The organism is Pelosinus sp. IPA-1, from assembly GCF_030269905.1.
Lineage (GTDB): Bacteria > Bacillota > Negativicutes > DSM-13327 > DSM-13327 > Pelosinus.
This window is the reverse complement of sequence record NZ_BSVC01000004.1, coordinates 58,188-78,215: the sequence shown is the minus strand read 5'-3', so window position 1 is coordinate 78,215 and position 20,028 is coordinate 58,188. Positions and strand designations below refer to the sequence as shown.

At 35.3% G+C, this 20,028-nt stretch carries 25 protein-coding genes; 1 reads left to right on the top strand and 24 read right to left on the bottom strand.

Features of this window, described 5'->3' with window-relative positions:
* Nucleotides 1-2 precede the first annotated feature (2 nt).
* The 5 genes from QSJ81_RS10075 to QSJ81_RS10055 form a co-directional block, all read right to left on the bottom strand.
* Entirely contained in the window at nucleotides 3-668 is a 666-nt protein-coding gene (locus tag QSJ81_RS10075) for a DUF2953 domain-containing protein (RefSeq protein ID WP_285717279.1), read from the bottom strand.
* A gap of 93 nt (nucleotides 669-761) precedes the next feature.
* A complete protein-coding gene (gene scpB / locus QSJ81_RS10070) occupies nucleotides 762-1,277 on the bottom strand; it encodes an SMC-Scp complex subunit ScpB (protein WP_038670433.1) in 516 nt (171 codons plus the stop codon).
* Nucleotides 1,278-1,284: 7 nt separating this feature from the next.
* Nucleotides 1,285-1,992 carry a segregation and condensation protein A gene (locus QSJ81_RS10065; protein ID WP_285717278.1) on the bottom strand — a complete coding sequence of 236 codons (708 nt, stop codon included), beginning with the start codon at nucleotides 1,990-1,992 and terminating at the stop codon, nucleotides 1,285-1,287.
* A gap of 2 nt (nucleotides 1,993-1,994) precedes the next feature.
* Complete coding sequence (trpS, locus tag QSJ81_RS10060; protein WP_285717277.1) at nucleotides 1,995-2,984, bottom strand: tryptophan--tRNA ligase; 990 nt, start codon at nucleotides 2,982-2,984, stop codon at nucleotides 1,995-1,997.
* Nucleotides 2,985-3,000: 16 nt separating this feature from the next.
* Nucleotides 3,001-3,621 carry a site-2 protease family protein gene (locus QSJ81_RS10055; protein ID WP_285717276.1) on the bottom strand — a complete coding sequence of 207 codons (621 nt, stop codon included), beginning with the start codon at nucleotides 3,619-3,621 and terminating at the stop codon, nucleotides 3,001-3,003.
* Nucleotides 3,622-3,849: 228 nt separating this feature from the next.
* On the opposite strand from QSJ81_RS10055, the gene QSJ81_RS10050 reads away from it, so the two are divergent.
* Nucleotides 3,850-4,593, top strand: a complete 744-nt coding sequence (locus QSJ81_RS10050) for a DUF4363 family protein (RefSeq protein ID WP_285717275.1) — start codon at nucleotides 3,850-3,852, stop codon at nucleotides 4,591-4,593.
* Nucleotides 4,594-4,619: 26 nt separating this feature from the next.
* Here the strand turns inward: QSJ81_RS10050 and QSJ81_RS10045 are convergent, their stop codons facing one another.
* From QSJ81_RS10045 to spoIVB, 19 genes are all read right to left on the bottom strand, one after another.
* On the bottom strand, nucleotides 4,620-6,122 hold the full coding sequence (locus QSJ81_RS10045) for a spore germination protein (RefSeq protein WP_285717274.1): 1,503 nt from the start codon (nucleotides 6,120-6,122) through the stop codon (nucleotides 4,620-4,622).
* On the bottom strand, nucleotides 6,100-6,708 hold the full coding sequence (spoVAEA, locus tag QSJ81_RS10040; RefSeq protein ID WP_285717273.1) for a stage V sporulation protein SpoVABEA: 609 nt from the start codon (nucleotides 6,706-6,708) through the stop codon (nucleotides 6,100-6,102). The genes QSJ81_RS10045 and spoVAEA overlap by 23 nt, the downstream gene beginning before the upstream one ends.
* 1 nt (nucleotide 6,709) lies before the next feature.
* Nucleotides 6,710-7,390 carry a hypothetical protein gene (locus tag QSJ81_RS10035; RefSeq protein ID WP_285717272.1) on the bottom strand — a complete coding sequence of 227 codons (681 nt, stop codon included), beginning with the start codon at nucleotides 7,388-7,390 and terminating at the stop codon, nucleotides 6,710-6,712.
* Nucleotides 7,391-7,399: 9 nt separating this feature from the next.
* Nucleotides 7,400-7,792 (bottom strand): hypothetical protein, encoded by a 393-nt coding sequence (locus tag QSJ81_RS10030; protein ID WP_285717271.1) that lies wholly within the window; start codon nucleotides 7,790-7,792, stop codon nucleotides 7,400-7,402.
* A complete protein-coding gene (gene spoVAE / locus QSJ81_RS10025) occupies nucleotides 7,792-8,154 on the bottom strand; it encodes a stage V sporulation protein AE (protein WP_352230878.1) in 363 nt (120 codons plus the stop codon). The genes QSJ81_RS10030 and spoVAE overlap by 1 nt, the downstream gene beginning before the upstream one ends.
* 27 nt (nucleotides 8,155-8,181) lie before the next feature.
* Nucleotides 8,182-9,189 carry a stage V sporulation protein AD gene (gene spoVAD / locus QSJ81_RS10020; RefSeq protein ID WP_285717270.1) on the bottom strand — a complete coding sequence of 336 codons (1,008 nt, stop codon included), beginning with the start codon at nucleotides 9,187-9,189 and terminating at the stop codon, nucleotides 8,182-8,184.
* Nucleotides 9,190-9,200: 11 nt separating this feature from the next.
* Nucleotides 9,201-9,653 carry a stage V sporulation protein AC gene (spoVAC, locus tag QSJ81_RS10015; RefSeq protein ID WP_285717269.1) on the bottom strand — a complete coding sequence of 151 codons (453 nt, stop codon included), beginning with the start codon at nucleotides 9,651-9,653 and terminating at the stop codon, nucleotides 9,201-9,203.
* A 169-nt stretch (nucleotides 9,654-9,822) separates the two neighbouring features.
* Complete coding sequence (locus QSJ81_RS10010; RefSeq protein WP_007934091.1) at nucleotides 9,823-10,023, bottom strand: dodecin family protein; 201 nt, start codon at nucleotides 10,021-10,023, stop codon at nucleotides 9,823-9,825.
* A 105-nt stretch (nucleotides 10,024-10,128) separates the two neighbouring features.
* Nucleotides 10,129-10,287 carry a hypothetical protein gene (locus QSJ81_RS10005; protein ID WP_285717268.1) on the bottom strand — a complete coding sequence of 53 codons (159 nt, stop codon included), beginning with the start codon at nucleotides 10,285-10,287 and terminating at the stop codon, nucleotides 10,129-10,131.
* A 55-nt stretch (nucleotides 10,288-10,342) separates the two neighbouring features.
* Entirely contained in the window at nucleotides 10,343-11,074 is a 732-nt protein-coding gene (locus QSJ81_RS10000; protein WP_285717267.1) for a SigF/SigG family RNA polymerase sporulation sigma factor, read from the bottom strand.
* Between the two features lie 10 nt (nucleotides 11,075-11,084).
* Nucleotides 11,085-11,516 carry an anti-sigma F factor gene (gene spoIIAB / locus QSJ81_RS09995; protein WP_038670408.1) on the bottom strand — a complete coding sequence of 144 codons (432 nt, stop codon included), beginning with the start codon at nucleotides 11,514-11,516 and terminating at the stop codon, nucleotides 11,085-11,087.
* Nucleotides 11,517-11,526: 10 nt separating this feature from the next.
* Nucleotides 11,527-11,862, bottom strand: a complete 336-nt coding sequence (spoIIAA, locus tag QSJ81_RS09990; RefSeq protein ID WP_285717266.1) for an anti-sigma F factor antagonist — start codon at nucleotides 11,860-11,862, stop codon at nucleotides 11,527-11,529.
* Between the two features lie 104 nt (nucleotides 11,863-11,966).
* Nucleotides 11,967-13,142: a D-alanyl-D-alanine carboxypeptidase family protein gene (locus tag QSJ81_RS09985; RefSeq protein ID WP_285717265.1), complete on the bottom strand. Its 1,176-nt coding sequence runs from the start codon at nucleotides 13,140-13,142 to the stop codon at nucleotides 11,967-11,969.
* A gap of 119 nt (nucleotides 13,143-13,261) precedes the next feature.
* Nucleotides 13,262-14,587, bottom strand: a complete 1,326-nt coding sequence (locus tag QSJ81_RS09980; RefSeq protein ID WP_285717264.1) for a pyrimidine-nucleoside phosphorylase — start codon at nucleotides 14,585-14,587, stop codon at nucleotides 13,262-13,264.
* Nucleotides 14,588-14,821: 234 nt separating this feature from the next.
* On the bottom strand, nucleotides 14,822-15,709 hold the full coding sequence (gene xerD / locus QSJ81_RS09975; protein ID WP_038670399.1) for a site-specific tyrosine recombinase XerD: 888 nt from the start codon (nucleotides 15,707-15,709) through the stop codon (nucleotides 14,822-14,824).
* Between the two features lie 510 nt (nucleotides 15,710-16,219).
* Nucleotides 16,220-16,861 (bottom strand): stage II sporulation protein M, encoded by a 642-nt coding sequence (spoIIM, locus tag QSJ81_RS09970; RefSeq protein WP_285717263.1) that lies wholly within the window; start codon nucleotides 16,859-16,861, stop codon nucleotides 16,220-16,222.
* Nucleotides 16,862-16,974: 113 nt separating this feature from the next.
* Nucleotides 16,975-17,502, bottom strand: coding sequence for an NUDIX domain-containing protein (locus tag QSJ81_RS09965; protein WP_038670393.1), 528 nt, complete (start codon nucleotides 17,500-17,502; stop codon nucleotides 16,975-16,977).
* A gap of 225 nt (nucleotides 17,503-17,727) precedes the next feature.
* Complete coding sequence (gene spo0A / locus QSJ81_RS09960) at nucleotides 17,728-18,498, bottom strand: sporulation transcription factor Spo0A (RefSeq protein ID WP_038670391.1); 771 nt, start codon at nucleotides 18,496-18,498, stop codon at nucleotides 17,728-17,730.
* A gap of 159 nt (nucleotides 18,499-18,657) precedes the next feature.
* Nucleotides 18,658-20,004, bottom strand: a complete 1,347-nt coding sequence (gene spoIVB, locus QSJ81_RS09955) for a SpoIVB peptidase (RefSeq protein ID WP_285717262.1) — start codon at nucleotides 20,002-20,004, stop codon at nucleotides 18,658-18,660.
* Between the last annotated feature and the right edge of the window lie 24 nt (nucleotides 20,005-20,028).

Genomic DNA, 20,028 nt, shown 5'->3' with positions numbered 1-20,028 from the left:
TTTTATTTCTCCTTTTCATTTTTAATAGCATATATACTCCTAATTGCTTTTATAACATTACCAAGTCTTATGCTGAATATACATTGAAAATCTACCTCACACTGTTTAGATCCAAATATAGGATGTAACATAATAACCGGTTTACCAAGCAACGAAATACGTCTTTTGAATTGAGTGATCAAAAATGTTTGCCCTGTCCATAATAATCCTGCCATAATGCCTGTTAGGGCAGCATCCTCTGCACCATAGGAAGTTTTCCAGTAAAATTTTTCACATACTATTAACCTAAAGATCTTATCAATAGCCTTGGAATACAAATGAGTGAAATAATTAATTTGGTGAATAGCATGCCTTAATTTAATCGGTCGCTTACTATATAATTTTGCCATCTTATCAATAAGGCGTTTTTCTTTTTTTTTATATACTTCATCGCTAGCGTTAGCAGTTTTTAATACTGATTGAATTAAAAAGGGGCTCTTATTATCGTCTACTTCTACAATTGGAACTTCCATCTGATAGACTAACAATCTTTTTAACATAGAAACATCTACCTTAATATAATCATTCTTGCCATTACGCTTATATTTAATATCTATATATATCTTACTAAAAAGAAGTAACAAACTAATTATTATAATAGCGATTAGTAACATTAACCAAAGTTCCACACTTGTTGCTCCCTTACTATTATTCTTTACGTCTTCTTAGTGTTAACCCAATAATAGATACATATACAAAAAAAACAGCCCCTAGGGGCTGTTTTACGGTAGAAGTTCGATTAAAGGAGGTAAATCTTGTAGGCCATTTAAACCAAAACATTTTAAAAACGTCTCGGTTGTTCCATATAAAATGGGTCTTCCAATAGCTTCTTTGCGTCCAATTTCTTTTATCATTTGCCGCTCATTTAATGTAGCTAACACTCTATCAATCTTCACACCACGGATACTTTCAATTTCTAGCTTTGTAATTGGCTGTTTAAAAGCGATAATTGATAAGGTTTCCATAGCAGCAGCGGATAACTTATTATCTTGAACTTGCCCTAACCTTTCTAATATAGAAGATAATTCAGGTTTAGTGCAAAGCTGGTAACCAGCAGCAACTTTAACAATCGTCAATCCACGGCTATCTTCAGCCATATCTTGTATTAGCTGTTCAACCAATAAATTAATATGTTCCTCGGGGATTTCAAGAATTTGTGCCATTTTATGTGTAGAGATTGGATCGCCACTAACAAAAAGTAGAGCTTCTACATGCTTTTTATATTGTAAGTAAAACATTTAATTCTCACTCTTTCAATGTAATATTGATGGCTCCAAAGCGTTCTTGCTGAGCAATGATCACCCTTTGTAATTTCACTAATTCTAGTAATGCTAAGAAGGATGCAATTACCTCGGATTTAGTTCCCTTACGAATTAGAGTCTGACTAAATTCTAACTTTCCCTTGTATTTATATAATAAGTGGATAATATCATACATCTTATCCTGCACACTAAATTCCTCACGAGAAACAAGTTCATAATCATCAATACTACTTTCCCATACCGCAGCAAATGCTACTACCAAATCATTAATATTCAACCCTTCAGGTAATGGGATCTTCACTGGGAACTCTTCTGGTAAACGGGTGAAGAAATGTTCTCGCTGCCGTAACATGTTTTCCATCACCGCAGACATTTCCTTAAATTTGCGATATTCCAATAACCGATCAACAAGTTCTTGACGTGGGTCTTCCTCCTCATCTATTTCAATGGTCTGTGGTTTTCGTGGTAATAACATACGCGATTTTATTTGTAATAAAGTTGCTGCCATGAGTAAAAACTCACTAGCAACATCAATATTAAACATCTCTAAGGATTTAAGATATCCTAAGTATTGCTCCGTTACTATTGCAATGGGTATATCATAAATGTCAATTTGATTTTTTTCAATTAAATGCATTAATAGGTCCATTGGGCCTTCAAAAACTTCTAATTTAATATTATATTCCGACATACTTAAGCAAGGTTCATGACTTGGCGAACTTCTTCCATTGTTTTTGCAGCAACTTTTCTTGCCCTTTCGCCACCATAAACTAAAATTTCTTTAACCCGCCCTGGATTAGCTTCTAACTCTTGACGGCGTACATGCATATCGGCCAAATTAGTAACCATCTTCTCTGCTAAACATTTTTTACAGTCTACACACCCTAATGTTGCTTGCCGGCAAGATTGAGCAATTTCAGCAGACTGTTCTTTGTTGAAAATCTTATGAAATGTGTAAACTGTACATACATCAGGATTCCCTAGATCTGTTCTTTTGACCCGCTGAGGATCCGTTACCATTAGACGAACCCTAGCCCTAAGTTCATCAGGACTAGCCGCAAAAGGAATTTCATTCCCATAAGATTTACTCATCTTTCTCCCGTCAATACCTGGTAAAACAGCAGCCTGACTTAAACTAGCTTGAGGTTCGGGAAAAACAGGTTTGTATAAATTATTAAATCGCCGTGCTATTTCGCGTGACAACTCTAAATGTGGAATTTGATCTTCCCCTACAGGAACTATATTTGCTTTATATAAAATGATATCTGCAGTCATTAACTCCGGGTATCCTAGAAAGCCGTAGGTATTTATATCCTTTCCTTGTACACCCAATTGCTGTAATTTATCTTTATAAGTAGGTACCCGTTCTAGCCAAGATAATGGAGTCATCATGGATAATAATAGATGTAGTTCTGCATGTTCTTTCACATGTGATTGTACAAAAATAACATTACGCTCTGGATCAAGACCAGCACTTAGCCAATCCAAAGCCATTTCGTGAATACGTTCTGGAATCTTACTCGTGTCCTCGAAGGAGGAGGTTAAGGCATGCCAATCAACTATACTAAAAAAACACTCATATTCATGTTGTAATTTTACCCAATTTTCTAATGCACCCATATAATTTCCCAAATGAAATTTACCTGATGGCTGCATGCCACTAAAAATACGTCCTTTATTCATTTCAAAGTTCCCCCTGTTAAAGAATTTTTCCTACTAATTGATTAATAATAAAATCTAAAGCACTATAAAATGGTCCAATAAAAACGTTAATCATATTAAAAAGGACTAGTGCCATTAAAATAAATGGAGCATAAGGCTCAATTCTCTCAAAAAAATAAGCTTGCCGCCCTGGCAATAGATTCATTAAAACTTTTGATCCATCAAGTGGTGGTAAGGGAATCATATTAAAAACTGCAAAAATTAAATTATAGCTATAAGTAAAACTTATAATCATAGCTATTCCACTTGAAAGGAGATGCAACTTATATAGTGCACCATAAGTAATGGCAGCCACAAATGCCACAATTACATTTGAGATAGGTCCTGCAAGAGAAACTAATATGTTTCCTTTTCGCCAATCTGCAAAATTGTTAGGATTAATTGGTACTGGCTTGGCCCAACCAAATTTGAATAGCCATAACATAATCAGTCCGAAGGGATCAAGATGGGCAATAGGATTTAATGTTAACCGTCCCATCATTCGCGGAGTATTATCTCCTAGCCATACCGCCACTCTAGCATGAGCATACTCATGAATAGTCAAAGCAATAAGTAGAGCTGGAATTCTAAATATCATATTTTCATCGAAACCAAACACTCTTGTTCCCCCTCAAGCTATACTACTTTCTCATAAAAAGCAAATTGTAACCTAATTATACTAGAAAAATTTAGCTAAAGCAAAAAAATAACCCTATTTAAAATATTTTGTGAGAATATTGGTTAGATGAAAGAGATATTATGGATTTATCCATTCTATTTTACTAAAAATTAAGAATAAATAGTATACTACACGCAAATGCTATAGTCAAAAGGAGGGGTAACTGCATTGTCACGACTAAGATCATCCTATAAAAAACTGGCAGCAATAATTAGTATATCATTACTGCTAAGTGGTTGCAGTATGTTTAGCCCAGCAAAGAAGCCAGAAATAGGACCTGCCGGAAAACCGGTAGAGACTAAACCAAATCCACCTTTAACCCAGCGATTTGCAGCTCCACCAGAAGAATTATATGATTTAGAAGCCACTGCTGGAGTTATCTTTGAAGGCGTTGTAAATGGTAACTGGGCGCAAGCTGAAAGTGGACTAAGTACATTACAAACATTATGGCCTCAGATAAAGAATCAAATTGGTGACAAAAAAGGAGTTAAAGAGGCTGACGGTGCTCTAGAAAAATTAGTAACTGATATTAGTGGACATAAAAATGCTGATTCTTATGAAAGTCTTAATAAATTCATGGCTAACATTAGTGATATAGGCAAATCATATAAGCTTTCACCCCTTTCAGATATTGTTGCTGTTGGTAACACGATTAGAAATGTTAGTTTCTATATCCACGATATGGCTTGGAAAAAGGCCCAGGCAAAAATGAAAGAACTAGAGGGCACCTGGGGGCAAGCCAAGCCTAGTATGGAAAAGATAGGAATCCTCTCTGAAACAACCAAAACTCATTCCTCGATAAAGCAACTAAAAGACGCCGTTGAAGCAGAGAATAAGGGATCCGCCGAAGAACACATAGCAAATATAAACGAAAGCATGGCGAAAATAAGAGAATACTATAAGGGAAAATAATGAATCCTCGCTTAAGCGAGGATTCATTATTTGTCTTTATCTTTTTCTTCATCTTCTTTATTATCATTATTTAATCGATCAGAATCTAGAGGTTTTAATATGGCTGGACGTAAAACTTTGCTTGGTAAAGGTAATCGTAGTAAGACATCTTTCATTCCATTTAAGTTAAAAGGTAAGAATGGCCATAAATAAGGAATTCCAAATGACTTAGTAGTGGCCATTACTATAAATATACCAATTAACCCAATTATTAAACCTGGTAACTTAAAGAATAGAACTAACAATAATAAAACCGCACGAAAAAATCTAATAGCCATAGCAAATTCTATACTAGGTGTAGCAAAAGCTCCAACGGCAGCCACAGCAGTATAAAAAATGATTTCATTACCAAAGAGGCCAACTTTGGTAGCAAAATCACCTAACATGAAGGCACCAATAAAACCAAGAGAAGTAGCTTGTGCAGTTGGTACGTGAACAGTCGCCATACGTACTAATTCTACACCAACTTCAGCTAAAAGAAATTGAAAGCCAATTGGAATAATGCCCGGATCCCGCGGGCCAAGAAACGCTAGCGCTTCTGGCAATAAATGCTGTTGCAAAACTAATGCTAACCATAAAGGAGGTAAAAACAACGATAATACTATACCAAAGAGTCTTACTAGGCGAAGATAAGAACCAATCATCACGTGTTGATGAAACTCTTCTACATGCTGCACATGATGCCAAAAGGTAGTAGGAAGTATCATTATATTCGGTGAGGTATCAGAAATTATGCAGGCATGCCCTTCTAACAAATGAACAACTGCTACATCGGGACGCTCCGTATATCTTACTTTTGGCAATGGGTTCCACTTACTACCGCCAACAATATATTCTTCTATTGCCTTTTCCGCCATAGGTATACCATCTATATTGATATTATTTAATCGCTGTTTTACAATGTCAATAAGTTTAGGGTCCGTAATATCCTTGATATAGCACACTGCAATATCGCCTCTTGAGCGTACACCTACTTTTACAATTTCGAATCGTAAGTTCGGATCACGCAAACGCCGTCTAATTAATGCAGTATTAAAGGGTAATGTTTCCACAAACGAATCTCGCGACCCTCTAGTTACTTTTTCAATAGTGGATTCACTTGGCATCCTTGCAGGATATGCTCTAGCATCAAAGATTATAAGCTCTGTCTCTCCATCTACTAGAAATAATAATTCACCAGATAATAGACTTGTTACCGCATCCTTCATATTATCCATTAACTTAACTTGAGAATGCGTTGCTCGAGTGTAAAATAACTTTTGCAATGTATTTAATGATAACTCGTCCGGATGTAGTGTAAGCATGTCCTGGAAAACATTGGTAAGCAGCACGTCATTTGTCATACCATTGATTGAAAAAGATGCTGCTCGTTTGCGTCCTACTTTATATTCACGAAAAACGATATCAAAGGTTTCTCCAACGCCTAGTAAGTCCTTTAAGTAATTAATATTATGATCTAAATCTTTATTAATTCTCTCTTGTTCTTCCATATTCAATGCCACTCCGTTTTAAAATCTCTTCAATTGCTTTACGAGTAATAGGTGCACCTCGGCTTATATCATCTGCTCTATCCATTTTGCCAATGTCTCCTATCCCTACAATAAAAGGTATGTCCACATCATTTAGTACATCTACCGTATCTCCCGTAATAATAGACTTATTATGATGTCCACCTTTTATAGCGCCATTTTTATCGACAGAACGATTATTTACGATGTCACCTCCACTGGTAATGCATTCATCAGTAGCAATTCCAGCTATACCAGTTGTATTTGATGCCACTGCAACAGCTCCTAAAACCTCAATATCAGGATGAGAAGCTACATATTCCATAGCAACCTCTCCACTACCCTTATGTCGACTACCCTTATCATCAAACATAACTAGTACTGGATCATGGTGAACTTGCTTTAATAAAGTAACAATCTCTTGCCCGCTTATTGGGGTAGGATTTCCAGCTGAAGCCGAAATACAACGAAGACCCAGCGATGTAGCCATTTCCTCTACAACGTGTTGCGCAACTCTATCACCATCTGTCACTAATATCACTCTTATTTTTTTTGACAATATCTTCACCTCAAGATTTTTTTTGGTTTTCCTCACCTAATAGGTTACTAATATTTGTAGCAATTTTTTCACTTTTTTTAATAACTTGTTTAAGTTTTTCTAAACTATTTTCTAGTTCATTAGCTAACTCATACTGCGCTTGTGCTAGTACCTGACTCGCCATCTGCGCTGGCATACTACTTTGTTGTTGATTTTTTGTATTTGAATTTTCACTACTATCATTTTGTGATTTCGAAGATGTATTTATACTATTTTCGTTTTTTTTGCTTTTTTCTTGAAGTGTTGCACCTACTAACTCTTTTAGCTGTTTTAGTAATTCCTGATCTGTTTTTTCCTTACTACTAGTTGATTGTTCCACTTCTTCTTGCTGAGTGGATTTTTTATTAGAGGATTGACCACTCTGTGCTTGGTCCCCCACATTTTGTTTTTCTTTGGTGGATCCTTTTATTTCTTCCAATTGATTATTTACTTTTTCCAATAGTGATATAACATCCCTATTAGATAATTTGCTGGCATTATTCACTGTATTAGCTTGCGCCTGAATAAATCCTTGAGCCATGTCAGCAATTAAACTATCTGTATTACAGTCTTTTTGCGAAATGGAATCTTCCTGTTTTTCTACTTTATTTGTCTGTTGTTCTTCATTTGTTCTTCCACTATTCATTGAACGTCGTGAAGCTCTTTTTTGCACAATTGCACCTCACATAAAAATCTTCCAAAGGTTAATAACGCAGGATACGATACACAATCGATAATTTATCACAGAAAAAGGAGATTTTAGATTACTTATCGGATTCAGTAATCGAGACGTTGATTCAAAGACAATTCCACCTGTAAGAGAGCTTGCAATATAATTTGCTAAGGAACCACTAAATAAAATCAGAATTCCTATAAAACTTGCATTATGATTAGTAACTTCTATTGTCCCAAAAGCCCCAGCTGCTACAATAGTATCAATTTGCCCATGTAGAAACACAGTAATTAGAATGCCACCTAACTCGTGAATAAATGCAGCTACTAAAACATAGTGAGGATAACGTATTCCTATCAGAAGGATTGTTGCAGCTATGCCAATAATATCGACTGCTAGCATTATCCGCCTTTACTCCTAGGGTTAAATAATACTGCCATAAAAAAGCCAAAAACGACTGCGGCCATTATACCTGAGGCTGTTGATCTGAGAGCACCGCTAAAAATTCCCAAAAAACCATAATTATTTATATCTTCAATCGTTCCAGTGACTAACGCATGGCCAAAACCTAACAGCGGCACAGTTGCCCCAGCTCCAGCAATGTCAACCAATGGCTGATATAAGCCTAGGCCACTTAATATTCCTCCTAAAACCACAAATAGTACTAAAACATGGGCGGGTGTTAGTGGTGTTGCATCCATTAACAATTGGCCGAGTACGCACAAGCCTCCCCCAATGACAAAAACCATAATATATAGTTGCAATATTCCCCCTCCTTTTTATGCATGAATTTATAATACTTCTACTGCTACTGCGTGAGCAATACAAGGAATTGACTCTTTTTGTTGATAAGAAGTTGTACTATGTAAACTTCCAGTTCCTAAAAAAAGGATTTTTCCCCATTTACCACTCATTAAGTTCTGGTATATAAGACCAGTAAAGACGATTGCCGAACTAGCGCATCCACTCGCACCTGCGTGAGCATCTTGTTCCTCTCGATAAATCATACACCCACAGTCTTGGTAATTCGTTGCTATATCCAGGCCTTTTTCTTGTAGCAATTGGATTACTAAATCTCTTCCTACACTCCCTAAATCACCGGTGAAAATCATATCATAATAATTTGGAGTCCTTCCTGTATCTTGAAAATGTTGCCATAACGTATCAACAGCTGCTGGCGCCATTGCAGGTCCCATTGCGTTTGGATCTTTAATACCAAAATCTACAATCTTACCAATCGTTGCTCCGGTAATGCATGGACCAGATCCCGATGTTGAAATAACGGTTGCACCCGAACCTGTTACTGTCCATTGTGCACTAGGGGGGCGTTGCACACCCATTTCATTTGGAAATCGATATTGACGTTCTGCAGCATCATGATGACTAGAAGCTGCAGCTACAACCTTACTAGCAAAACCACCATCTAACATTATCGCGCTAAGCAACATGCCTTCTACCATAGTGGAACAAGCTCCATAAAGTCCTAAAAAAGGTCTCTGTAAATTTTTCATAGCGAAATGAGTACTCATTAACTGATTTAACAAATCACCAGCAAAAATACAATCAATATTATCTGTTGTACTATTTTCTTTTTCTACAGACTTTTTTATAGCATATTCCATCATATAAGATTCACATTGTTCCCAACTAGCTAAACTGTGTAAATTATCCTGCATAATCGTATCAAAATATTGTTGTAAGAATCCTTCCCCTTCCATAGGGCCAACAATATTGGCTACGCTTGTTATTACTGGTGGATTTGCAAATAGAATACTTTGCTTTCCTTTCTTTTTATTCATTTAATCACCTCCTATAATCTTAGCCAATAAATTAATCCTATAATGAAAGCTGTTATCATTCCATAGACTAATACTGGTCCAGCAATAACAAACATTTTAGCACCCACTCCAAATACATAACCTTCCCGCTTAAACTCCATAGCAGGTGCTACGATTGAATTAGCAAATCCTGTGATAGGTACGATTGAACCTGCTCCAGCCCGTTTACCTAAATCATCATAAAGCCCTAACCCAGTTAAAAAAGACCCTAAAAACACTAGTACCACTGTAGCATAAGCTGATGCTTCTTTCTTCACAAACCCTAACCCTACAAAATAATCTGTAATTAACTGCCCCAAAGTGCAAATAATTCCCCCAACTACAAAAGCCCAGCAAATGTTTTTTAACAAGGGAGGCTTAGGCGTAAGGTTATCTACTTTACCTTGATATTTCTCTTGTTGCATTTCCTGCTGCTCTTTTTTCATTCAATTCACCTTTTAAAAAAATTTATCGTACTAACTTTTCTACCTTTACAAAAAGAAGTCTTTTCTTATTTTGACCACAGTGTTCTGAAATATGCGTTAAAATAGATAAAAGTTGTTTATCTAAAGAGAGAGTACCAACAAAGGTACTCTCTCTTTAGATAAACAACTTTTAATGATTTACTTTAAAAGCTACTTTTACATCGGCTTTGTATTCTGCTATGTGCCCATTGTCAATATTAGCCGTAAAGTTAGTTACTTCAACACCCAGTATGTCATCAATTGATCTAGATGCTTCCATGACTGCATTGTCTACTGCGTCTGTCCAGTTATGACTAGAAGTTCCAACTAATTCAATAACTTTTACAACCATGCTTATTACCTCCTTGATAAAATAATGTGGTTCCCCTATAGTTTGCGCACAACTATTGGTATTATACTTGCTCATATTTTTTCTATAAGAAAATACCATTATATTTTACATAAGAACTTTATTTGCTGCTATATGATAGAAAACTTGCTTTGCCCGTATAGGTGATCGATGTGGCAAATTACCATCAAAGAAAAACCATGTAAATATACCTGTGCCTAACGTTACTACTAGCGCTATAATAATATATTTTTTATTGCGAAACACGATTCTCACCTCTAATATTATTATGTCCTTTTAAATAAAAAAATAAGACCTCTATTTAGGAGGTCTGCATAAATTCTCTCATTAATTTAAGAGCATATTTTTCAATTCTCGATATTTGCACCTGAGATAATCCTATTATTTCAGCTACCTCTGCTTGTGTTTTATCAGCAAAAAAACGTAACTGAATCACTACACGCTCTTTTTCTGGTAAACGTAACAAAATTTCTTTTAGCGCTAGGTTTTCAAAATAAGCATTGTCTTGTCCATCACAATACTTTAACTGATCAAGAAGAAGTATTGGATCTCCATTATCATGAAATACACTGGCATATAATGATACAGGCGATTGATTCGCTTCAAGTGCCGCTACTATTTCTTGTGGTACTAAGCTTAAATCTTTCGCAATTTCCGCTATTGTCGGTTCTCGGCCTAAAATACCTTGTAACCTTTCCTGGGTACGATGCACCTTATATGCTAGCTCCTTAATAGGCCGACTAACTTTAACAGGATTATCATCACGCATAAATCGACGTATCTCACCAATAATCATTGGCACCGCATATGTAGAAAATTTGACACTAAATGTAGTATCAAAACGTTCGATTGCTTTCACTAGCCCAATACACCCTAACTGAAATAAATCATCCCATTCATACCCTCGGTTTGTGAATCGATGTACAACGCTTCTAACAAGATTTATATTATTTTCTAAAATATATTCCTTAGCGATCTGATCACCGTTTTGTGCTTTAATTAGCAAAGCCTTTATCTCTTTATCTTCAAGCATGGCGTACCACCTAATGCTCCGTTTTTAGTAACGTTTTTTTTACCATTCGCACTTCTGTACCTTTGTTGACCTCTGACGTGATTGCCAGTTCATCCATAAAAGATTCCATAAATGCAAATCCCAACCCCATACGTTCTGGATCAGTCGAATAGGAAGGCTGCCGTGCTAAATCAATATCCGTAATTCCCTTACCATGATCAATGATAATATATTCTAATTTATCATTATACAAAGTCATTCTAATTTCTATTTCCCCATTCTGGTATTCATATCCATGTATAACAGCATTAGAAACGGCTTCTGATACAGCAACTTTAATTTCCTCAATTTCATTTAAAGTAAAATCAATTTGAGCTGCAAAAGCTGCAGCACTCACCCTGGCAATACCAACATTTTCACTAAGACTTTGAATACTCATTGTAATTTGATTTTTTATTGCCATGATGCCCTCCTCATAAACATTCTAATGCTTCTTTCTCTGAATGATATAGTTTAATAATCTTTAATAGACCTGATAACTCAAATATTTGAGATACTTGTGGTTGAATTTGAGTCGCGGACATAACACCGCCCAAGCCACTAATTTTCTTATAACGTCCTAAAAGAACTCCTAAGCCAGAACTATCAATAAAATCAACACCTTGTAAATTAAATAGAACTTTTTGTACACCGCTTGTTTCTAATGCGTTATCTACCTTTTGCCTAAACTCTGCTGCAACATGCATATCCAATTCGCCTTCGACTCGTACCAAAAGGACACCTCGTTTCAGTGATGTAGTTATATTCAATATTTTTTTCCTCCTCACTTAGCTCTGCTAATATTATTCTTCAAAAGGTAAATTTTTCCTGCACAGAAATAAAAAAAGCGGAATTTTTTCCGCTTTAACTATTATTACTTTATAGAGAATAGGTTAGTAATCATATTTTGCAATGTTCTGAGTAAACTTGCCTTTTCTATAGATTTTTCTGCTACTAAATCTACCTTACCTACCTCTTTTCCATCACGTAATACTAATAGCTCTCCATATTTTTGACCTTGCGCAACAGGAGCTGTAACCGCGGGATTTACTACTACTTTCTTTTGTATATTTTTACTTTCACCTTTACCTAATAATAAAGTTAAGTTTTCAGAAGCAATTAGTTGAACTTCTTTTTCCATCCCTTTATTAATCATTATTCTTTCAATGATTTCTCCGGCATTTACAATAGACATTGCAGAAAAGTTTGCAAAGCCCCAGTCAAATAATTTTATACTTTCTCTTAAATGAGAACGTGGTTCAGGTGTACCAAATACAACGGATATCAACCGTAAGCCGTCACGTTTCGCTGTTCCAGCGAAACAATATTGCGCTTCTTGTGTCCAGCCCGTTTTTAAACCATCTGCGCCCTTATACCACCATAATAATTTATTTGTATTTACTAGCCAGTTTTTCCCATCACGCAACCAATATTCTTTTATACCACAGAGTTCCATATATAAGGGATGTTTGACCGCTTCTTTAGCAATGAGTGCTGTGTCATATGCACTCATATAATGATCAGGTGCTGGTAGACCATTTACATTTGCAAAATGAGTATCATTAAGCCCTAGACTAATACAACGTTGGTTCATAGCCTCTACAGCAGCTTCCTGGCTTCCGAATATATGTTCCATAACAGCAACTGCAGCGTCATTGGCGCTTACCACAGCGATGGCAATCATTAATTCGTGTAAGGTCATTGTTTCGCCAGGTTCTAACCATATTTGTGAACCACCTTGATGCCAAGCATTTTCAGATATTTGTACTGTGTCGGTTAATTTAACCCTGCCTTGTTCTACCGCCTCAGTCGCTAATAACAAAGTCATAGACTTTGTAACGCTTGCAGGCGGTAAACGTTTGTGTGATTCTTTTTCATATAAAATTGTACCATTACCATCCATCAGAATAGCGGATTGCGCCGTTGTTTGAAAGCTTGCATTTATTGCTTTCTTATTGTCGGCAGCTTGTATCGTTTGATTAAAAGCACTTGTTAAAACTAAAACACAGATAAGAAAAAGAATCATTCTAAATTTCTTCAGTCGACACATACGCAAAACACTCCTTTCTCTTTTTTTTAGTTTCTCCAAGATAAAAACCAATTACACTGGAAATTTAACAATAAAAAAAGACTAGCTAAGCTAGTCCAATTTTTAGTTTAATATAATTTTTATATAGCTTGGAACCCCTGTATATCTACAGTTCCTAAAACTAACTTGGTTTTAGAAACTTTATCACTACCGATTTTAATAGCATCTAAAAGTAATGCCTGTACTTCTTTCAGATGGCGTTCATCGTTGGCATAGATAGTACAGAGAAGCTGCCCTTTTTCAACAAAGTCACCAACTCTTTGCTCTAACATTATTCCAGCTGCTAGGTCTATTTCTTGACCCTTGTACTCTCGCCCGGCCCCTAATCTCATAGCACAATTGCCAATTTTTGCAGCATCAACCATATGTACAAAGCCTCTATCTGTACTTACTACTTTAGCCTTTATTTTTGCTTGTGGCAATAAATTTGGGTTATCAATTATGTTTGTATTACCACCTTGGGCTAATATAAACTCTTTAAATTTAGCTAATGCTATTTTGTTATCTAACAATTTAGTCAAGGTTTCATAGCCAACAGTAATATTTGGTACAGCACGAGCCATATGAAGCATATGAGCTCCTAGAAATAAACTAACATGTCTTAGAGATTCTTCCCCACGTCCACTTAATATATTTATAGCCTCTTGTACTTCTAGGCTGTTACCAATGGCTTGTCCCAGTGGCTCATCCATACTACTTACGATAGCTCTAGTTTCTCTTCCGACTAATTGACCAATGTGTACCATAGTTTCAGCCAATTTTATTGCATCTTCCATTTTTTTCATAAAGGCGCCCTTACCGACCTTTACATCAAGTAGGATTTTGTTGGCTCCAGCAGCAATTTTTTTACTCATTATTGAGGAAGCTATCAAAGGAATGCTTTCAACCGTAGCAGTTACATCTCGTAATGCGTAGATCTTACCATCTGCTGGTGCAATATCAATACTCTGGCCAATTACTGCTATATTATGTTTTTGCAAAATACTAATAAATTCACTTTGTGATAGAGTTGTCTTGAATCCCGCAATAGCATCTAATTTATCAAGTGTTCCACCTGTAAAACCTAATCCTCTTCCCGACATTTTAGCAATTGGTACCCCAGCTGCCGCTATTAAGGGTGCTAAGATTAACGTGGTAGTGTCGGCGACGCCACCAGTGCTATGCTTATCTACCTTAATACCAGGAACAGCAGTTAGATCCATCATATTACCTGACTTAGCCATTGCCATAGTTAGCGTTGCGGTCTCTTCAATCGTCATTCCTTGAAAATATACTGACATTAACCACGCTGCCATTTGATAGTCAGGTATTTTATCATTCGTATATGCATGAATTAAAGTGTTGATTTCCAAATCAGTGAGAACAAAGCCATCACGTTTTTTAGTAATAATATCTAACAGTCTCATTTATTTCACCTCAAAATTTCTTGTGAAAAAAGCTCTGTCCTTAACTAATAATATTTTCAAAGAGTAGGAATTACCTTTCTACAAATCCATCGGGTCAATAGGAAAAAAGCTTAATTCTGTTTTTTTCAAGACAGAAAAAAACTTGATGAACACACAATCTAGCTATCCTATTGGCCCAAAACAAATATAACAATTAATTTTCTTTTAAAACTAGCCTAATTACTTATGCTACTACTATGCTCGGGGATGTGTTTTATCATACACTTCTTTTAAGCGATTTTTAGTAACATGAGTATAAATCTGCGTAGTAGAAATATCTGCATGACCAAGCATTTCTTGTACAGAACGTAAATCGGCTCCATTTTCTAGTAAATGTGTAGCAAAAGAGTGACGCAGTGTATGAGGAGTAATCGCTTTACTAATGTCAGCTTCCTGCGCATATTTTTTTATAATTTTCCAAAATCCCTGCCTTGTCAATCGATTACCATGATGATTAACAAAAAGGGCGGCTTCTTCATATGTACGTATTAATTTAGAACGTCCTTTACCAACGTAATCCTGTACACACTTGGCAGCTATTGAGCCTAAAGGAACTATACGTTCCTTGGCACCTTTACCATAACATTTTATATATCCCATCTCTAAATTCACATCTGATATATTCAAAGATATTAATTCAGAAACGCGAATGCCTGTAGCATATAAAAGTTCTAACATTGCCTTATCCCTAAGACCTGTAGGTAAAAATCCACTAGGTTGTTTTAATAATTCCTCAACTTCACCAATACTTAGAACCTTTGGTAACTTTTTTTCAAGTTTTGGAGATTCAAGATTAGCAGCGGGATCCTTTTCTAAATAACGTTCACGTACCAGATATTGATAAAATGATTTTATTGCAGCAAGGTTGCGGGAAATTGTGGAAACGGCTCTGCCTTTAGATTGAAGATTATTTAAATAACTGAGGATGGTAGTGCGATTAGAGTCTTTTAAGATTTCCATATTTCCATTTTGTAAATAAACTTGGAATTGATGTAAGTCACGACCATATGATTCTAGCGTATTTTGTGCTAAACCTCTTTCAACTGCAAGATAGTTAATAAACTCATTAACATAGCCTTCCATTTTTACCACCCTTTTTCTACTTTTCCAGTCATAAAATCACGAAAATCTTTCTAATTCCTTATTCCACATAATATTCTCTTTTCCTGTTTAATATTAACAAAATCCATACTTTATGGCATTTTTTTTTGTTAACTATAATTTATTATATTTAAGATTACCCTTAGCGGCTTCTCTAATAAATGTTCTTCACGTATTTTAAGTTCAGGAGGATTCAGATACCACAATAAACTTAACAATTTCGGCAAAATATAAAATACTATAATTACTAAGATAATTAACTTAAAAATAAGTTTTGTTTTCTTTATAAGACTGTTTCCTGAGAAATTAATTACCATTTTTCTACTCCACCTCCTAATTAGCTTAACTTAATATAATGCTTATTCACTATCTACCTGCTTTATTCAACTATAAATAGAATAAGGACTGTAAAATTTACAGTCCTCATAATTATTATTCAAATACTCAAATTAATAAATAAAAGTATAGGCGAGTATTCTTTTATGCTCACTGCTACTTTGCTAATAAGCTTGCTGCTAGTTTCATAAATACTGGTGAAATATATACTTCTAGTAAAGCTGCAAACAGCATAAGGGCTAAAATTATCATGCATACAATTGAATACCGAATTGCTTCATACCATATATTTACCTTACCATAAGTCTTACGGCGTAATAACATAAGAGAAAATGTAGTTGCTGATACACTAAGCACTAAAATAGCTGGAACAGCAAATAAATTATGAGGCAGTACGGATGCAAATGCAAATAATAATCCTTTCATGACATATTCATTTACTAAAAATCCTACAGTAAAGCCAATTATAAAACCCCTTGTAAATAAAATAAATAATACAAAAGGTATTCCAACAATAGTAAATCCTAGTATCCACATTAAAACTACTGTTTTAGCGTTGTTAAACATTACGACACCAATCATAGTTTCAGAGGAGGCAACTTCTTCAGTTCCCTGAGCCAATCCTGTAAAAAAAATACGCAAATAATTAATAAGTTCAGTTTTTTGTTCATCTGGCAATATCTTTACAGCTAATGCTCCCACAACAATACCAATAACAAAAATAAGAATCATAAAAAAATAAGCAACAATGTTTGCCTTTAGATACATTCCAAAATTTTGGCGAAGATACCCCAGCATGCGACCATCCTCCCTGTTTCTTCTGTTATGATATATGTCATGCAAGCTGAGTTTATACCTTATTTGTCCACTTACTTTATTGTGTTAACTTATTCATTTAAAAAATAACTTGCTTATATTTCTGCTAACAATAAAGCAAGCATACTTTTAGCATCATTAATTTTACCATCGGCAATCATAGTTTTTATTTCTTCTTTTGTATACAATTCAACATCTAAAAATTCATCTTCGTCTAGCCGTTGCTTAGATACTGATAATTGATCAGCAATATAAAGATGTATTATTTCATCAGTAAACCCAGGAGTAGTATAAATAGAAGTCAGCTTTTTTATATTTTTTGCGATAAAGCCAGTTTCTTCTTCTAATTCTCTTAACGCACACGCATCAGGATGTTCACCATAATCTAGTTTACCGGCTGGTATTTCTAGCATGACCTTACCTACAGGATAACGAAACTGTCTTACTAATACAATTTTCCCCTCTGGTGTAATTGGAACAACTGCTACTGCCCCAGGATGTTTAATAAATTCTCGTGATGCTTCAGTACCATTTGGTAACTCTACTTTATCAGAAAATACCTTGAGCAATTTACCCTCAAAAACTACTTTTGTGTCTATAAATTTTTCCGCTAAATGACTCATAAGATTACCCCCAATTTATCGGTATATTTAGGAATACGTATACATATATTACTTTTAAGAACATTTATATTAAAATAATATTTATAAATCCTAATGGACATTATATACTTCTATAATTCTTACCCAATCACCTTCACCTTATGTATAAAAATTGCCTCTTTCACCACGAAAAAGCCCTACATACTAGTAATCTAGTTTGTAGAGCTTTGTTCTAAAAGTAGTAACTTATGCCCGCATTTCCAATCTTAATTTATCGGCAATCATTGCCATAAATTCTGAGTTAGTCGGTTTTCCTTTTTCCAACTTAACAGTATAACCAAATAAACGATTAATCATATCCATATTACCGCGACTCCAAGCCACTTCAATAGCATGTCTAATAGCGCGTTCCACACGACTAGGTGTAGTAGAATATTTTTCAGCAATCATAGGATATAAAACTTTAGTTACAGCACCCAATAAATCAATTTCAGTGATAATCATCATAATTGCATCTCGTAAATATTGGTAACCCTTAATATGCGCTGGAATACCAATTTCACGGATAATATTAGTAACTTCTACATCAACTGGGCGAGCCTTAATTGCTTGAGCAACGACTGGGCGCTGCGTTGTAATAGTAGTGGCTAATTGTCTAATTCTACTAGCTAGTACATCCATATTAAATGGTTTTAATATATAATAGTCAGCCCCTAATTCTACGACACGCTGTGTAATACTTTCTTGTCCAAAGGCAGTGAGCATTATAACTTTAGGCCGCTTAGCAGCTAATGTATTAAGGCGTTCTAAAACACCGATACCATCAAGATGGGGCATAATAATATCTAAAATTACTACATCAGGACTTTTCTCTTCAATTATTGATAAAATTTCTTCACCATTGTAAGCAATACCAACTAATTGAAAATCTGCTTGTTGAGTAAGGTAATCCTGAACAATACCAACAAATTCTCTATTGTCATCTGCAATAGCTACTTTAATTGTTTCTCTAATCACGTAAAATCCTCTCCCTGCTGTTTTCTCTAATAATATCAATTCGACAAAGCTATATAAATCCCTTCCTTCTATGGAAAAAAAAACCATATTTTAGCTTATTATTTATCGTTAAATTGTTACACATTTTGCCTAAATATTACAAAGACGTTCTATCTATCATTAATATGTATTTTCCAGAAAAAAACCAGAAAACGTAAATAGTTTTCTGGCAGATTGTTTTTCAGATTTAGGAACTACGCCAATTTCCATTAGCATCCAGTCAATAAAGCATCCGTAACCTCTAGTTGGATCATGAACAAATACATGGGTTACTGCACCAACTAACTTACCATTTTGAATAATAGGACTACCACTCATACCTTGGACAATACCACCTGTTTTTTCTAGTAGAATAGGATCAGTTATTTTAATGACAAGTCCTTTACCATCAGGGTATTCTTGTAGGTTTACTTTTTGAATTTCAATTTTAAAACGCTCAATGGTTTGCCCATCTACAACTGTTAAAATCTCAGCTGGCCCCGTCTGAACTTGATTCATTGAAGCAACAGGTATTGCTTCAGAATATAGGTCGTTTGCTATGTTATCATGCAACTGTCCATATATACCAAACTTCGTATTTTTCTGTATATTTCCCAGTAGATGGTCTTCATCAATAAATACACCAATTTTTTCTCCTGGTTGTCCTCTCTTACCATGTTGAATTCCCGACACTGCCGCTGACACTATTTTACCTTGAGCACAATCAATCGGTTGGTTTGTATCGCTATCTGTGATTACATGCCCTAACGCTCCATAAGCATGAGTTTTCGGATCATAAAAAGACAAGGTACCTACACCAGCAGCACTATCACGTACAAATAATCCAACTCTGTATCTTTTGGTATCATTACATAACACTGGTTTTAAATTAATTGTTATTTGTTCTTCACCACGTTTGATAAGTATTTTTAATATTTCCTGTTGTCTGCCAGCATTATCAATAATTTCGGCTACTTGGCTATCACTTTGTACAGGAATATCATTAATACTTAAAATAACATCACCAACAGTAATTCCTGCATCTTTCGCCGGCGTTACATATTGCTCATTATTATTCGTAGAAACAGGTGAATTCCCAACTACTATGACGCCCCGAGAATGTAATACAACACCTATCGAGTGTCCTCCAGGAACCAATTTAATAGTTGGTAGCACATCTACTTGTACTGTCCGAATAGGAATGATACCCAATAGTTTAAATTGAATAGTAGCTGTTCTTAATTTTAAAGTTTCTAAGAATACGGACCTAGATAATGCATATTTGGGCAGAGCGGATTGGTCTTCTGCATCGGGCTCAACACTTAGTGTTAAAGGAAAATTAACATTAAATAATGCAACCTCTCCTTCAATGATACGCATATGAGGTGGAAATTCATAGATAGTACGGAACTGCGGCGAAAAACAGAAGGCAACAATTAACACTGCAAGACACATTCCCAAAAGAGAACGGTACCTACTATTTTTCATATTTTTATTATTTCCCCCTCCCTA

Bases quoted from the DNA above. Each gene is read 5' to 3' on its own strand.
- scpB (WP_038670433.1), bottom strand. From the start codon at position 1,277: ATGTTTTACTTACAATATAAAAAGCATGTAGAAGCTCTACTTTTTGTT.
- QSJ81_RS10065 (WP_285717278.1), bottom strand. From the start codon at position 1,992: ATGTCGGAATATAATATTAAATTAGAAGTTTTTGAAGGCCCAATGGAC.
- trpS (WP_285717277.1), bottom strand. From the start codon at position 2,984: ATGAATAAAGGACGTATTTTTAGTGGCATGCAGCCATCAGGTAAATTT.
- QSJ81_RS10045 (WP_285717274.1), bottom strand. From the start codon at position 6,122: ATGGAAGAACAAGAGAGAATTAATAAAGATTTAGATCATAATATTAAT.
- QSJ81_RS10030 (WP_285717271.1), bottom strand. From the start codon at position 7,792: ATGCTAGCAGTCGATATTATTGGCATAGCTGCAACAATCCTTCTGATA.
- spoVAD (WP_285717270.1), bottom strand. From the start codon at position 9,189: ATGAATAAAAAGAAAGGAAAGCAAAGTATTCTATTTGCAAATCCACCA.
- spoVAC (WP_285717269.1), bottom strand. From the start codon at position 9,653: ATGAAAAAAGAGCAGCAGGAAATGCAACAAGAGAAATATCAAGGTAAA.
- QSJ81_RS10010 (WP_007934091.1), bottom strand. From the start codon at position 10,023: ATGGTTGTAAAAGTTATTGAATTAGTTGGAACTTCTAGTCATAACTGG.
- QSJ81_RS10000 (WP_285717267.1), bottom strand. From the start codon at position 11,074: ATGCTTGAAGATAAAGAGATAAAGGCTTTGCTAATTAAAGCACAAAAC.
- spoIIAB (WP_038670408.1), bottom strand. From the start codon at position 11,516: ATGGCAATAAAAAATCAAATTACAATGAGTATTCAAAGTCTTAGTGAA.
- QSJ81_RS09985 (WP_285717265.1), bottom strand. From the start codon at position 13,142: ATGTGTCGACTGAAGAAATTTAGAATGATTCTTTTTCTTATCTGTGTT.
- QSJ81_RS09980 (WP_285717264.1), bottom strand. From the start codon at position 14,587: ATGAGACTGTTAGATATTATTACTAAAAAACGTGATGGCTTTGTTCTC.
- xerD (WP_038670399.1), bottom strand. From the start codon at position 15,709: ATGGAAGGCTATGTTAATGAGTTTATTAACTATCTTGCAGTTGAAAGA.
- spoIIM (WP_285717263.1), bottom strand. From the start codon at position 16,861: ATGCTGGGGTATCTTCGCCAAAATTTTGGAATGTATCTAAAGGCAAAC.
- QSJ81_RS09965 (WP_038670393.1), bottom strand. From the start codon at position 17,502: ATGAGTCATTTAGCGGAAAAATTTATAGACACAAAAGTAGTTTTTGAG.
- spoIVB (WP_285717262.1), bottom strand. From the start codon at position 20,004: ATGAAAAATAGTAGGTACCGTTCTCTTTTGGGAATGTGTCTTGCAGTG.